This is a genomic window from Micropruina glycogenica, assembly GCF_900289045.1.
GTDB classification, from domain to species: Bacteria; Actinomycetota; Actinomycetes; order Propionibacteriales; family Propionibacteriaceae; genus Micropruina; species Micropruina glycogenica.
This window is the reverse complement of sequence record NZ_LT985188.1, coordinates 3,074,991-3,088,895: the sequence shown is the minus strand read 5'-3', so window position 1 is coordinate 3,088,895 and position 13,905 is coordinate 3,074,991. Positions and strand designations below refer to the sequence as shown.

The following is a 13,905-nucleotide window of genomic DNA, read 5'->3' as shown; positions in this document are numbered from 1 at the left end:
AGCCGCTGCGGGTCTACGAACGGTTGCCATCATTTGTCGTGGGGGCGGGTGCGGCGATCTGGGCGGCCAGGTGGCCGGCGCCGTAGCCGTTGTCGATGTTGACCACCGCCACGCCGGGCGCGCACGAGTTCAGCATGGTCAGCAGCGGTGCCAGCCCGTCGAACGCTGCGCCGTAGCCCACCGAGGTGGGCACCGCCACCACCGGGGCCGCCACCAGTCCGGCAACGACGCTGGGCAGGGCGCCGTCCATGCCGGCCACCACCACGACCGCGGCGGCGCTGCGCAGCAGGTCGAGCCGGGCCAGAATGCGGTGCAGGCCCGCCACGCCCACGTCGACGACCAGTTCGGTGCGCCGTCCCAGTAGTTCGGCGGTGCGCTGCGCCTCGCGCGCCACCGGCAGGTCGGACGTGCCCGCTGCCGCCACCACGACCAGTCCCCCGCTGGCCTGCGGCGGCTCAGCGGGCCACCACAGCAGCCGCGCTTCGGGGTCGTGACCGGCTTGTGGCAAGGCGTCCAACACCGCCGTGGCCTGTTCTGCGGACGCCCGCGTGAAGATGGTTCGCGCCTCACGCCGGCCCACCTCGGCCGCAATCGAACGGAGCTGCTCGGGCGTCTTGAACTCGCAGTAGACAGCCTCGGGGTACCCGCGCCGCCGGGCCCGGTCGAAGTCGAGTTCGGCAACGCCGGTCAGTTCGGCCGGCGGACGCCACGCCCCCTCGTCGGCGCTCAACGGGTCACCAGCGGCAAAGTGAAGGCCCCTGACTGGACGCCGCCGAGATCGAGACTGACGAACCGGAAGCCCGCCGCCCGCACCCCGCCCAACAGCCGGCCGCGCAGTGGTTCGGTGACCGCCCGCACCAGGTCGGCCGCCGGCACCTCGATGCGCGCCACGTCGCCGTGATGCCGCACCCTGGCCTCGGCGAAGCCCAGGTCGTGCAGCACCTGCTCGGCCTCATCGATCTGCTGCAGTTTCTCGGCCGTCACCGGCTCGTGGTGCGGAATGCGCGAGGCCAGGCAGGGCGCAGCGGGCTTGTCGGCGCAGGGCAGCTCGAGCGCCCGGGCCAGCACCCGGACGTCCGCCTTGGTCAGCCCGGCGGCCGCCAGCGGACGCAGCACCTGGTGGTTGGTCGCCGCCTGGGCGCCCGGCCGGTCGGGGCGCCGTGCGTCGTCCGCGTTCTCGCCGTAGGCCACGGCGGTCAGGCCGTGGGTCTTGACCAGCTCGTCGTCGATGCGTTCGAACAGTTCGGTCTTGCAGTGAAAGCAACGGTCGGCGCCGTTGGCCCGGTAGTCGGCCCGGTCGAGCTCGTTGGTGGTCAGCTCGATCAGCGGTGCCCCGATGCCGGCTGCCACGGCGTGCGCGGCCCGCCGTTCGGCCGCGGCCAGGCTGGCCGACACCCCCAGAATCGCCAACGTGCGGCCCGGGCCGAGCGCCCGGGTGGCCAGGGCGAGCAGCACCGACGAGTCCACGCCACCCGAAAAGGCGACCCCCAAGCGCGCCGGGTCGCCCAACGACGCCGTCACCCGGTCGACCAACGCGGTGGCGGCAGGGCTGAGTTCGGTGGTGCTCATGGGCGTCTCCTGGGTGCGCTCGCCGATCGGTGAAATGGTTTCTGCCATCAAACAGCGCCCGCGGTCGCTCGCCAAGCCGTTGCCATCGGTTGCTGCCGCTTGACGAGCAGTGACCGTTACCATGAGGCCGTGACAGAGCAGTCGCGTGCACCTGTGACGATCTACGACGTCGCCAAGGCCGCCGGAGTGGCGCCCTCGACGGTCAGCCGCACCTTCGCGCGCCCCGGACGGGTCAACGCCGACACCGCCGAACGGGTGCGCCAGGCCGCCGAGCAGTTGGGGTACCGGTCGGCGCAGATTCGGCAGGGGCCGTCCACCACGCGCACCAAGCTGCTCGGCGTGATGGTGTCGGACGTCGCGAACCCGTTCTTCAGCCAGCTCATTCGGGGCGCTCAACTGGCCGCCAACGAGGTGGGTTACGAGATTCTGCTGGCCGACTGCCGCGAGTCGGGCACCCGAGAGCGGGCCGCGCTCGAGCGGTTGATCCCGGTGGTCGAGGGCTTCGTTATCGGCAGCTCACGCATGCCCGACTCGACGCTGCGCATGATCGCCAAGCAGCGGCCCATGGTGTCGATGAACCGTGCCATGGTCGACGTGCCGAGCGTGGTGACCGACAACGCCGGCGGCGCCCGCATGGCTCTGGAACTGCTGCGCGAGCTGCACCACGACGACGTGTACTACGTGGCCGGCCCTGAGGCGGCCTGGCCCGACGGCATGCGCTTCAGAGGGCTACGCGACCACGCCCACACGCTCGGCATGACGGTGCACCGGGTGGGGCCCGTGCTGCCCACCTTCGAGGGCGGACTCGCGGCGGCGCGGCAGTTGGCCGAGCGCCGTCCGACCGCGGTGATCGGCTACAACGACCTGGTGGCCGTGGGCGTGATGCACGGCCTCATGCAGGCCGGCCTGCGGGTGCCCGAACAGGTGAGCGTGATCGGGTTCGACGACATTCTGATCGCCCGGCTGGTGCTGCCCACCCTCACCACGGTCGCGGCCCCGATGCGGCAGATGGGTGCCAACGCGGTCGGCAACCTGGTCGCCATTTTGAACGGCGCCCGCTCGCAGGCCACCGAGGCGATGGTGATGCCGGTGCAACTGCGGGTGCGCGGCTCGACGGCTCAGCGCAGCCAGAGGGTTTCGCCTGCGATGGGCGTCGGCCGGGCGTCCGGATCAGGGCCCCAGTAACCGCTGATCGTTGGTCGAGGCGGTGGCTGGTCCGGATCGAGAACCGTCCCCGTCCCTGTTCAGGCTGGGCCGCCACCCTGGACCGGCCAGGACGACCTGGCGTCAGTCTTCGGCGAGCGTCAGCTCGAGGCCACCCAGAATGTTGGCCGACAGGTTGTACAGAAACGCAGTGAGCGTGCCGATGGCGGTGAGCAGCACCACGTTGATCACGGCGATCAGCGCCGCGATGCCGAGCACCTTGTTGGTGTTCACGAAATCTTCGATGCGCACCTGGGTCTGGTCGTTGGGGTTGCTCAGCAGGGTTTGCAGAATGGCGTTGACCGAATCGAGCAGACCCGACGCGCCCACCACCGACCACACCACGTAGGTGGCGAACCAGAACATGATGCCGAAGGCGATCGAGAACAAGAACGACGTCTTCATCACCGACCACGGGTCGATGCGCGACAACCGCAGCCGGGCCTTGCGGGTGCGCCTGGCCACCGAGCGCGGGCCCGCCGACACCACCGTTGGACGGGCGGCGGCCGGCGGCTGCTTGTCGGCCGCCGGCGCCTTGTCGGTGACGGCCGGCTGCACCCGGGTCTCGTCCGGCTCTTCGAAGTCGGGAGGGTTCGGCAGCGTCGGCCGATCACTGTCAGGACGGTAGAGGTCCGATGCGCCTGCACCGGCGGGGGCCGAGCTCCACACGTTGCCCGAGGCGGACGTGCGGGTCGTGCCCTGCTGGTCGCTCATAGTTCTCCTCGACTTGCTCAGTCGGTCGGCTGCGGCTCGTCAGACGCGTTCGGCCCAACCGTATCCGACTTCGGCAAGCTGTCCGTCACCGTCGTTTGGGACGATTCTTCCTCATCGGCGCCGGATTCCGGGTAAAGCGCGATCACCGACACGGCGTCGTCGCCATTGACGGCAACGAACTTCACGCCCATGGTGTCTCGGCCCTTGGCCGGAACTTCGCTCACCGACGATCGAATGATCTGCCCGGAGGTCTTGATCGCCATGATCTCGTCGTTCTCCTGAACGACCAGCCCACCGACCAGCGACCCCCTGTCTTCGTTGAGCTTCATCGCCTTGATACCCAGCCCGTTACGGCTCTGCGGACGATACTCCGAGACGGTGGTGCGCTTGGCGAAGCCACCGTCGGTGACGGTGAACACGTACCGGTCGTCCTCGGGCATGTCGGCGTCGATCACCGACATGCTGAGCAACGAATCGCCCGGCCGGAACCTCATGCCGGCCACGCCGGAGGTGGCACGGCCCATCGGACGCAACGACTCGTCACTGGCGGGGAACCGGATCGCCTGGCCCTTGCGCGAGATCAGCAGCACGTCGTCGGCCCACGAGCACAGCTCGGCGCCGATCAGTTCGTCGTCGGCGTCGCGGAAGGCCACCGCGATCACGCCGGCCTGCCGGGGCGAGTCGTACGCGGTCAGCGACGTCTTCTTCACCAGTCCGCGCCTGGTGGCCAGCAGCAGGTAGGGCGCGTCGGTGTAGGTGCGCAGGGTGAGCACCTGGGCGATGTGCTCGTCGGGCAGAAACGACAGCAACCCCGCGACGTGCCCGCCCTTGGCGTCACGGCCGGCCTCGGGCAGTTGCCACACCTTGGCCCGGTACACCCGGCCCAGGTTGGTGAAGAACAGGATCCAGTGGTGCGCGGTGGTGGCGAACAGGTGCTCCACCTCGTCGTCGGCGCGCAGCGTGGCGCCCCGAACACCCTTGCCACCGCGCTTCTGGGCGCGGTACTGATCGGTGCGGGTGCGCTTGGCATAGCCGCCGTGGGTGATCGTGACGATCATGTCTTCGTCAGGAATCAGGTCTTCGTTCGACAGGTCGCCGTCGGCCGAAATGATGCGCGTGCGGCGATCGGTGCCGTACTTTTCGACGATCTCGGCGAGCTCGTCGCCGATGATCTTTCGCTGCCGCTCGGGCCGGTCGAGAATGTCTTGTAGGTCGGCGATCTGGCGCTCCAACTCGGCGAGCCGGTCGATGATCTTCTGCCGCTCCAGCGCCGCCAGCCGGCGCAACTGCATTTCGAGAATCGCGTTGGCCTGCGCCTCGTCGATCTCGAGCAGCCCCATCAGGCCGGTGCGAGCCTCGTCGGCATCAGGGCTGCGCCTGATCAGCGCGATGACCTCGTCGAGGGCGTCCAAAGCCTTCACCAGGCCGCGGTAGATGTGGGCCATCTTCTCGGCTTCGGCGAGCCTGAACGCCGTGCGGCGCTGAATGACCTGAATCTGGTGCTTGATCCAGTGGCTGATGAACTGGTCGAGCCGCAGGGTGCGCGGCACCTCGTCGACCAGGGCGAGCATGTTGCAGCCGAAGGTGTCTTGCAGCTGGGTGTGCTTGTACAGGTTGTTCATCACCACCCGCGGCTGGGCGTCGCGCTTGAGCACGATCACCAGGCGCTGGCCGGTGCGGGCCGAGGTGTCGTCGCGAATGTCGCTGATGCCGGTGAGCTTGCCGGCGTTGACGAGTTCGGCGATCTTGGTGGCCAGGTTGTCGGGGTTGCACATGTAGGGCAGTTCGGTGACCACCAGCAGGGTGCGCCCCGACTTGTCTTCTTCGATGTCGATGACCGCCCGCATGATCACCGACCCGCGCCCGGTGCGGTAGGCGTCCTCGATGCCCTTGCGCCCGACGATCAGGGCGCCGAGCGGAAAGTCGGGGCCCTTGATGCGTTCGATGGCGGCTTCGAGCAGTTCTTCTTTGGTGGCGTCCGGGTGCTCGAGCGACCACTGGACGGCCTCAGCCACCTCACGCAGGTTGTGGGTGGGAATGTTGGTAGCCATGCCGACCGCGATGCCCGTGGAGCCGTTGACGAGCAGGTTCGGAAACCGGGCCGGTAGCACCGTCGGTTCGGTGTCGCGGTTGTCGTAGTTGGGCCTGAAATCGACGGTGTCTTCGTTGATGTCACGAACCATCTCCATGGCCAGCGGCGCCATGCGGCACTCGGTGTAACGCATGGCGGCTGCGGGGTCGTTGCCCGGCGAGCCGAAGTTGCCCTGACCGGCCACCAGCGGGGCACGCATCACCCACGGCTGCGCGAGCCGCACCAGGGTGTCGTAGATAGCCGAGTCGCCGTGCGGGTGGTACAGGCCCATCACCTCGCCGACGACGCGCGAGCACTTGTTCCAGCCGCGGTCGGGCCGGTAGCCACCGTCGTACATGGCGTACAGCACCCGGCGATGCACGGGCTTGAGCCCGTCGCGGACGTCGGGCAGGGCCCGTCCGACGATCACCGACATGGCGTAGTCGAGGTAGGAGCGCTGGATCTCGACGTTCAGGTCGATCTCGTCGGTGCGGGCCGTGGTGGGTTCCACCGCACCGTCGCTCGCCTCGTCAGGCACCTCGGCAGAGGCGTCGTCGATCGGACCGTCAGTCATCGGTCAGTCTCCAATCGTGTGTGTCGCTGGTCGAGCGCGGTCGAGACTCGCACTCTGGTTGGTCGAGCTTGTCGAGACCCCTGGGCGCGGGTAGAGATCCCGGCGTTCGCCGGGATGACGACGGACGCCCGCTGGTCGAGATCGGTTCCACGGATTCCGAGCGAAGCGAGGTCACACTCGGAATGAAGGCGAACCGCCAAGGCCCTCCGCTCGGCAGGAGTGTGGTGCGACCGGCCCATTCGCAGCCGTGACACTGAAGCGGTCGGAGAACATGCCCGAGGCAGGTGGGTGGGCGTTCGGAAGATCGAGGGGACGCGTGCGTCCACTCGATCTGGAGATGGGCGGCTCGGGCATGTTCTCCGGCCGCGGCACCTCACGTGAGTGCGAGATAGGGGCACGAGCATCAGATATCGAGGAAGCGGACGTCCTTGGCGTTTCGCTGAATGAAGTGCCGGCGGGGTTCCACCTCCTCGCCCATCAAGATCGAGAACATGGTGTCGGCCGTCGCCGCATCTTCGAGAGTGACCTGCAGCAGCGACCGCTTGTCGGGGTCCATGGTCGTGTCCCACAGGTCGTCGGCGTTCATCTCACCCAGACCCTTGTAGCGCTGAATCGGGTTGTTGTTCGGTGCCGGCAGCTTCTTGCCCGCCTCGAGCCCCGCGTCGCGCAGGGCATCGCGTTCGGCGTCCGAATAGGCCAGTTCGTGGGGGGCGTTGGTCCAGCGCAGCCGGTAGAGCGGCGGCTGGGCCAGGTAGACGTAGCCGTGGTCGATCAGCGGCTTCATGAACCGGAACAGCAGCGTCAGCAGCAGTGTGCGAATGTGCGCGCCGTCGACGTCGGCATCGGCCATCAACACGATCTTGTGGTAGCGCAGCTTGGCCACGTCGAAGTCGTCTTGCACGCCGGTGCCGAGCACGTTGATGATCGCCTCGACCTCGCGGTTCTGCAGAATCTTGTCGAGCCGCGCCTTCTCGACGTTCAGGATCTTGCCCCGAATCGGCAGGATCGCCTGAATGCGCGGGTCGCGGCCACCCTTGGCCGAACCGCCGGCCGAGTCGCCCTCGACGATGAACACCTCGCACTCGGCGGGCTCGGTCGACTGGCAGTCGGACAGCTTGCCGTACTGGCCGGACTTCAGCAGGCCCTTGCGACTACGGGCGATGTCGCGCGCCTTGCGCGCCGCGATGCGTGCGGACGCCGCCGCCTGCGCCTTGCGCACGATGTCGCGGCCCTCGGCGGGGTTCTTCTCGAACCAGTCGCCGAGCAGGTCGTTGACTACCTTCTGCACGAACGAACGCGCCTCGGTGTTGCCGAGCTTGGTCTTGGTCTGGCCCTCGAACTGCGGCTCAGCGAGCTTGATGGAGATGATCGCGGTCAGGCCCTCGCGAATGTCGTCGCCACTGACCCGGTCTTCGCGTTTCTTGATCAGCCCCCACGACTCGCCCCACTTGTTGACCGTGTTGGTCAGCGCCGCCCGAAAGCCTTCTTCGTGAGTGCCGCCCTCGTGGGTGTTGATGGTGTTGGCGAAGGTGTGCACGCTCTCGTTGAACGAACTGTTCCACTGCATGGCGACCTCGAGGCTGAGCCGGTCGTCGTCGCTGGTGGCGTCGATGGCGATCACCGAGGGGTTGATCGTCTCTTTGCTGCCGGTGAGGAACTTCACGAAGTCGATCAGGCCCTCGTCGTAGCGAAAGGTGTCGGACGGCGGCTCTTCGTCTTCAGTGCGACGGTCGGCGCGCTCGTCGATCAGCTTGATCGTGAGGCCCTTGTTCAGAAACGCCATCTCGCGAAACCGGGTGGCCAGGGTTTCGTAGCTGTAGGTGGTGGTTTCGAAGATGTCGGCGCTGGCGTAGAAGGTGACCGTGGTGCCGGTGTCGGTGGCCGGCTCCAGCCGCTCGAGCGGGCCGTCGGGCTCACCGAGCGAGAACGACTGCTGCCAGTGGTAGTCGTCGCGCCGCACGTCGACGGTGAGGTGCGTCGACAGGGCGTTCACAACAGACACGCCCACGCCGTGCAGGCCGCCTGACACCTTGTAGCCGCCGTCGCCGAACTTGCCGCCCGCGTGCAACACGGTGAGCGCGACGGTGACCGCCGGAATCTTCTCTTTGGGGTGCTCGGCCACCGGAATGCCGCGGCCGTTGTCGATCACCTGCACGCCACCCTCGTCGAGCAGCCGCACGATGATGGTGTCGCAATAGCCGGCCAGCGCCTCGTCGACTGAGTTGTCGACCACCTCTTGCACCAGGTGGTGCAGGCCGCGTTCACCGGTGGACCCGATGTACATGCCGGGGCGCTTGCGCACCGCCTCAAGCCCTTCGAGAACGGTGATCGCACTCGCGTCGTAGGCTCCGGCGTCAACGGCATGCGCCGCTGCACCGACGTGATGGGCGGTGATGGTCGCTTCACTCACTCGGTATTCCTCGCTGACTGTCTCACTCACACAAACACCGCCTCGACCCAGCGGGCGCACGGCGGCATTCACAACCTCACCAAGTCTACCCTGTGCGGGCGACCCAACCCCAATCCTGAGGGTCTTCGCGACGCAAATTGTGGACAGAAAGCCCGTGAATGGCTCTGTGAGCCGTTCTGCCCCCTTTCACGGGCCCCCATACCCCCGGCAGGGCTCCGCGGCGCAAAGCGTCACGTGAACAAGTGAGCAGTGAGCCTGTTGCCACGCCGCCTGAGCCGGCGCCGCGAAGACATTGTGAATCCGACCCCCCGTCCGGGGTGGTCGTACTCACACCATTTCTGCGGTGCCCCGATCCGGCGGTGCCCCTGCCGTGGCCCGAGCCCCCGCGGCCTAGACTGCGCTCGTGAGCACCGAGGCAGACGGTGCGGGTGACGTTCCCGCCGACGCGGTCGCCGAACCCGATGACGTCCCTCGGCGGCACCTGCCGGCGTGGCTGATCGCCCTGGCCTGTGCGCTGCTGCTGGTCGGCGGCACGTGGTTGGCCGGCGGGTTCGATGTCGCGACGTCCCGGCTCTTTCGGCTGCCCGTGGGCACCCAGGTGAACATGGGGCCGATGTCGGTCTCTTTCGATCGCGCCCTCGCCCGACACTCGTTCGGGAACTGGTCGCTGTATGTGTTCGGCCACTGTTCGAACAACACCGACGAGCCGCTGCGGTCGAGCGCCGACCGATTGGTCGCCAACGGCTTCAGCACACGGCACCCGGTGAGCGGCCTGGTGGTCAGCGACGCGTCACTCTTCTTCGGCCCGGGTGAGACGATCGGACGCTCGTCGGTACTCAATCCGGGCACGCCGCCGGTGCCCTGCCAGTTGGTGTTCGACTTTGACGACTTTCCGGCCACGAACTTCGTGTCGGTGGGTGTGTCGCGCATGGAGTGGGTCGATCGCAGCCCGACCGGCGAGGGCGACATGGTCTGGTCGGCGGGGCGGGTGGGGTACCGGTTCGAGGTGCCGGTGGTGATGCAACCCGAGGACGCCCCGTGACAGTGGCGGCGACCGGGCTCGCTCAGCCTGCCGGCGTCAGCGTCCAGAACGGCTCGGTGCCCCGGTACGCGGTCGCGCTGCTGGCCAGACCGGCCAACTGCGTGGCGGCGGTTTCGGGAATCAGATAGATGAGTTCGACCCGTGGGGTGCCCTCGCCAGGTTTGGCCGAGCACGACGTGGGCAGCACCCGTTCGCCCTCGTAGCCGAGCGAATCGATGGACGACCACGCGCGGCCATCGGTGGCGATCAGGTGCAGGCGGCAGAATCCACCCTCGGGCGGCGGCGTGTAGTCGACCACGGCAATCACCCAGACCGCGCCCGCCTGCGCGTAGTTCACCTCTCGGTTGGTGACCAGGGCGGGAGTGACGGTCAGCGACACCAGACGCATGGGCATGTCGTAACCCTGCTCGGGCGTCGCGACGGCCCCCGGTGGTACCTGCACGTAGTGCGGGGTCGCTCGCGCGCGCAGGTAGCCGCCCCAGCCCACCACCATCGCGAGAACCAACAGGCCCGTGACCGCCACCGCCAGCCATTGCCGCCGTCGCTCGCTCACCGGATCACCTCGACCGTTCCGCTCGTGGTGCGCACCGTGTCGTAGCGCGAGCGGTCGAAGGCCTGCGCAGCGTCCTGCGCCGTGATGCCCAGGTCGACGTTCACCTGAGGGTCGTAGGCATAGATCGGAGCCTGGTCGAGAAACGTGACCGTGAAGCCGGCCAGGTCGTCGGGGCTGAGCTCGAACACCACGTCTTGCCTGCGCTGAAAACCCGGTTCGGGCACGAAGAGCGAATCATCCACGGCGAACGTGCGGCCGTTCGACTCACCGCCAACCTTCCAACTGGTGCTGCGCTCAGAGCCATCGGTGGCGACCGTCACGTTCACCGCCAGGTAGATCACGCCCGTGCGGCCCACGAACGCGTCGTCTGAGTAGAGCACCTGCCCGATCGACCAGCCGTTGACCACCACGGTCGAGGCGTACAGCCGGGCGGTTTGCCCGATCGTGGCACGCCGTGCGTCGACGTGGCCGAACTCGCCGGTGTACGCGTGCAGGCCGATCATCGCCGCGCAGGCGAGCAGGGCGACGAGCCAGTGCCCGAACCGGCGGATCATGCGGACGCCCCCTCGGCACCGGGGTTCACCGTCTCGGGGACGACGCTGGTCGAGCCTGCGCTCGTCGAGCCTTCACCGGTCGAGCCTTCGCCGGTCGAGCGTGTCGAGACCCCGTCGCCGGGTTCAGTCGCGACCTCTTCATCCACCCGCGCCGCGTACAGCACCAGGCAGGCGTGAAAGGCGGTGGCCAGCAGCACCCAGCGCAGTGGTTCGGCGATCACCTCGACCAGTAGTTCGATGGGTGGCGCGGCGAACGACCAGAATGAGACCCGCTGGCCGCCGATCAGTGCGTAGAACCCGCGGCTCAGCCACTCCTCGCCGGTGGTGAGCACGCCGTAGCACAGCAGGTAGGCCGCAAAGAAGGTCGCACCGACGCTCAGCACCAGCCGCAGCGACTGAAAGGTGGGTAGGTACTTGTCGTTCAGGTCGCCGAAGAACGCGTCCTGAAAGCCGAGCGCCACGCCACGTTCACGATCGCCGATGCGCACCCCGGACCGTCCGGCCCCTACCGTGACCGGACGGCCGCGCCGCCACAGGTCGGCCGCCGACAACACCTGGCTGCCGTAAACCAGCGAGGCCAGCGCCAGCCACAGCATCGGTTCGACCACCATGGCCACGACGCCCGGCCACACCGTGTCGAACCACAGCGAGCCGAGCTGGTCGAGCACGTCAGAGATGTCGACGCCCACCCACGAGAAGACCTGCTGCAGACCCCAGCCGGGGTAGTCGAGCCACACCCGAAAGTTGCGGTCGTCGACCCACTGCTGCACCATCACCAGCACCTGTCGGCCGCTCAGCAGCACGATCATGATGAAGAAGCCCTCAGTGACCGCCGTGACCAGACCCAACGGACGAAATCCCGTGCGTTCGAACCACGCCTCGACCAGCCGGCGAACGACGTACAGACCCACGATCACGCCGACGATCAGCCAGACCCCGGCGCCTTCAGGGTTGAACTGACTGAGCACCTGCCGTTCGAAGGTGAGCCCGCTGAACACGTAGTAGTCGATCTGAATGTGATTGGCGGCGTCGGTGATCACGTCGAACACGGCGTAGATGCCCAGAAACGGCAGCAGGGTGATCGAGAGCAGGTGTGACATCGAGTCGTCGCGCGGGTCGTCGTCCGGCAGCGGAATGGCGGCCCTGATCTGCAGCTGCTCGCCGGCGATGCGCAACCCGATGATGATCGCCGACAGCCGCACCACGAACCCGATCGACAGCAGCAGCAGCGACCACCAGGCGCTCACGTCGACCACCAACGCCGCCCCCTGGGCGAAGATGCGGTAGCCCAGCCAGCCCAGCATGGCCGTGACCAGCAGCCGCGGCAGGCACCGCCACCAGACCACCCCGGTCGTGGTGACCAGTTGGTTCAGCGCACTGAGCAGGCTGCGAATCGGCTCCATCGGCAAGGATCCTAACCAGGCAGACGTCCAGCGGGACGAGCTCGCAATCGTTGGAGGGTTGCCGACTCTCGGTGAGCTGAAATGGGGGACGGTTCTTCTTTCAGCCCATTCTCAGCTTCAAACTTGGCTTGACAAGGCATTCGTTCTCGTGAGCTGAAAAGAGAACCGTCCCTATTTTGGCTCAGCGAGGCTAGCCGTAGGTGTCGCGGGGGCCGCGCCCGTCACGCACGCTGCGTCGGCCGTGCTTCCAGCTCGGCGCGTCGGGGCCCTTCACCACGATGCGCAGCACCGTGCCCTCGCCCAACTGCTCGTTCAGCCGGGCCACGATCGACGGCGCCAGCAACCGCAGGTTCGTGGCCCACGCGGTGGAGTCGGCCCGCACGTGCAGCACCTTCTGCTCAAAGCCCGCGGGGGTGGCGTGTTCGGCGTTCGCCGGGCCGACCAGTTCGGGCCAGCGGCCGAGCAGGTGGTGCAGGTTGACCTCGGTGCTCCAGCCCGAGTCGGCGATCAGGTCGTCCAGGGCTTCGCCGAGGGCCTGCGGGTCGCCGGGCTGCCGCTTCTTGGCCGGCTTGGCCGGGGTGGACGGCCTGCGCGGCTTGGGCGCCGGCGCCCCGCCCTGGGCGCTGCGGGCGATCAGCCGGGCCAGCTCGATGCCCGAGGGGTCATGGTCGGGCATCGTTCACCTCGCTCACTTCACCGCCGCCGACGCGAAACCGACGACCGCCCAACTCGGCCGGCACGTCGTGGGGCACGGCCGCCGTGATCAGCACCTGTTCCGCTTCGGCAATCATGCCCGCCAACCGCTCGCGGCGCAGTTGATCGAGTTCGGCGAACACGTCGTCGAGAATCAGCACCGGCTCGACCCCGTCGGCCCGCAGCAGCGCGAACGCCCCCAGCCTGAGGGCCAGGGCGAACGACCACGATTCGCCGTGCGAGGCATAACCCCTGGCCGGAAGCTCCCCCAGGGCCAGCACCAGGTCGTCGCGGTGTGGGCCCACCAGACAGACGCCGCGCTGAATCTCGTCAGCGCGGCGCTCCCCCATCGCCATGATCAGCCGGGCCTCGATCTCGTCCTGGCTCGTGCTCACCTCAGCACCGATCGCGCAGCGGTACTCCAGGGTGGCGTCATTGTTGGTGGGCGCGATCGCCGAGTAGGCGTCGGCGACGTGGGGTGCCAGGGCGGCCAACGTGTCGAGCCGTGCGTGCATCAACTCGGCGCCGAACCGGGCCAGCGACTCGTCCCACACGCCCAGCGTGGTCTCGACGTCGTCGCGCAAGGTGCGGCCCCGTCCGGCCAGCGATTTCAACAGTGTGGACCGCTGCCGCAGCACCCGCTCGTAATCGGCCCGGACGCCCGCCAGCCGCGGCCAGCGGGTGGTGATCAGCTCGTCCAGAAAGCGTCGGCGCTCACTCGGATCGCCCTTCACCAGGGCCAGGTCCTCGGGCGAGAACACCACGGTGCGCAGCGCACCCAGCAACTCCCGTGGCCGGCGCAGTGGTGCGCGATTGAGACTCGCCTTGTTCTGCCGGCCGGGCAGAATCTCGATCTCGAGCAGCAGTTGTCGCGTGTCGTCCGCCCCGGCCTGCACCCGGGCCCGCACGATGGCCCGCTCGGCCCCGTGCCGCACCAACGGCTGCTCCGAAGACACCCTGTGCGACCCCAGGGTGGCCAGATAGTCGACGGCCTCGACGAGATTGGTCTTACCCTGCCCGTTGGCACCGGTGAACGTCGTCACACCCGGTTCTAGGGCCACCTCTGCGCCGGCGTACGACCGAAAGTCGGCCAGCGAAAGGTGAGTGACGAACACCAGG

12 protein-coding genes are annotated in these 13,905 nt (G+C 67.9%); 2 read left to right on the top strand and 10 right to left on the bottom strand.

From position 1 onward, the window contains the following. Positions 1–13 precede the first annotated feature (13 nt). Both larB and larE read right to left on the bottom strand, forming a co-directional pair. A complete protein-coding gene (larB, locus tag MPLG2_RS14485; protein ID WP_105186748.1) occupies positions 14–730 on the bottom strand; it encodes a nickel pincer cofactor biosynthesis protein LarB in 717 nt (238 codons plus the stop codon). Next, positions 727–1,569, bottom strand: coding sequence for an ATP-dependent sacrificial sulfur transferase LarE (gene larE, locus MPLG2_RS14480; RefSeq protein ID WP_105187698.1), 843 nt, complete (start codon positions 1,567–1,569; stop codon positions 727–729). The genes larB and larE overlap by 4 nt, the downstream gene beginning before the upstream one ends. Before the next feature lie 129 nt (positions 1,570–1,698). On the opposite strand from larE, the gene MPLG2_RS14475 reads away from it, so the two are divergent. Next, a complete protein-coding gene (locus MPLG2_RS14475; RefSeq protein WP_197709956.1) occupies positions 1,699–2,754 on the top strand; it encodes a LacI family DNA-binding transcriptional regulator in 1,056 nt (351 codons plus the stop codon). A 102-nt stretch (positions 2,755–2,856) separates the two neighbouring features. Here the strand turns inward: MPLG2_RS14475 and MPLG2_RS14470 are convergent, their stop codons facing one another. The 3 genes from MPLG2_RS14470 to gyrB form a co-directional block, all read right to left on the bottom strand. Further along, the gene (locus MPLG2_RS14470) at positions 2,857–3,486 is read right to left on the bottom strand and encodes a DUF3566 domain-containing protein (protein ID WP_105186746.1); all 630 of its coding nucleotides are present in this window, start codon (positions 3,484–3,486) and stop codon (positions 2,857–2,859) included. A 17-nt stretch (positions 3,487–3,503) separates the two neighbouring features. Further along, complete coding sequence (gene gyrA / locus MPLG2_RS14465; RefSeq protein WP_105186745.1) at positions 3,504–6,131, bottom strand: DNA gyrase subunit A; 2,628 nt, start codon at positions 6,129–6,131, stop codon at positions 3,504–3,506. Between the two features lie 403 nt (positions 6,132–6,534). Continuing rightward, positions 6,535–8,541, bottom strand: a complete 2,007-nt coding sequence (gyrB, locus tag MPLG2_RS14460) for a DNA topoisomerase (ATP-hydrolyzing) subunit B (RefSeq protein ID WP_173909633.1) — start codon at positions 8,539–8,541, stop codon at positions 6,535–6,537. Positions 8,542–8,944: 403 nt separating this feature from the next. On the opposite strand from gyrB, the gene MPLG2_RS14455 reads away from it, so the two are divergent. Next, entirely contained in the window at positions 8,945–9,583 is a 639-nt protein-coding gene (locus tag MPLG2_RS14455; protein WP_105186743.1) for a hypothetical protein, read from the top strand. Between the two features lie 22 nt (positions 9,584–9,605). Here the strand turns inward: MPLG2_RS14455 and MPLG2_RS14450 are convergent, their stop codons facing one another. The 5 genes from MPLG2_RS14450 to recF form a co-directional block, all read right to left on the bottom strand. After that, positions 9,606–10,136 carry a hypothetical protein gene (locus tag MPLG2_RS14450; protein WP_105186742.1) on the bottom strand — a complete coding sequence of 177 codons (531 nt, stop codon included), beginning with the start codon at positions 10,134–10,136 and terminating at the stop codon, positions 9,606–9,608. Continuing rightward, positions 10,133–10,690 carry a hypothetical protein gene (locus MPLG2_RS14445; protein ID WP_105186741.1) on the bottom strand — a complete coding sequence of 186 codons (558 nt, stop codon included), beginning with the start codon at positions 10,688–10,690 and terminating at the stop codon, positions 10,133–10,135. The genes MPLG2_RS14450 and MPLG2_RS14445 overlap by 4 nt, the downstream gene beginning before the upstream one ends. Next, positions 10,687–12,093, bottom strand: coding sequence for a hypothetical protein (locus tag MPLG2_RS14440; protein WP_105186740.1), 1,407 nt, complete (start codon positions 12,091–12,093; stop codon positions 10,687–10,689). The genes MPLG2_RS14445 and MPLG2_RS14440 overlap by 4 nt, the downstream gene beginning before the upstream one ends. Positions 12,094–12,283: 190 nt before the next feature. Continuing rightward, on the bottom strand, positions 12,284–12,769 hold the full coding sequence (locus MPLG2_RS14435; protein WP_105186739.1) for a DUF721 domain-containing protein: 486 nt from the start codon (positions 12,767–12,769) through the stop codon (positions 12,284–12,286). Next, entirely contained in the window at positions 12,756–13,901 is a 1,146-nt protein-coding gene (gene recF / locus MPLG2_RS14430) for a DNA replication/repair protein RecF (protein WP_105186738.1), read from the bottom strand. The genes MPLG2_RS14435 and recF overlap by 14 nt, the downstream gene beginning before the upstream one ends. Positions 13,902–13,905 lie beyond the last annotated feature (4 nt).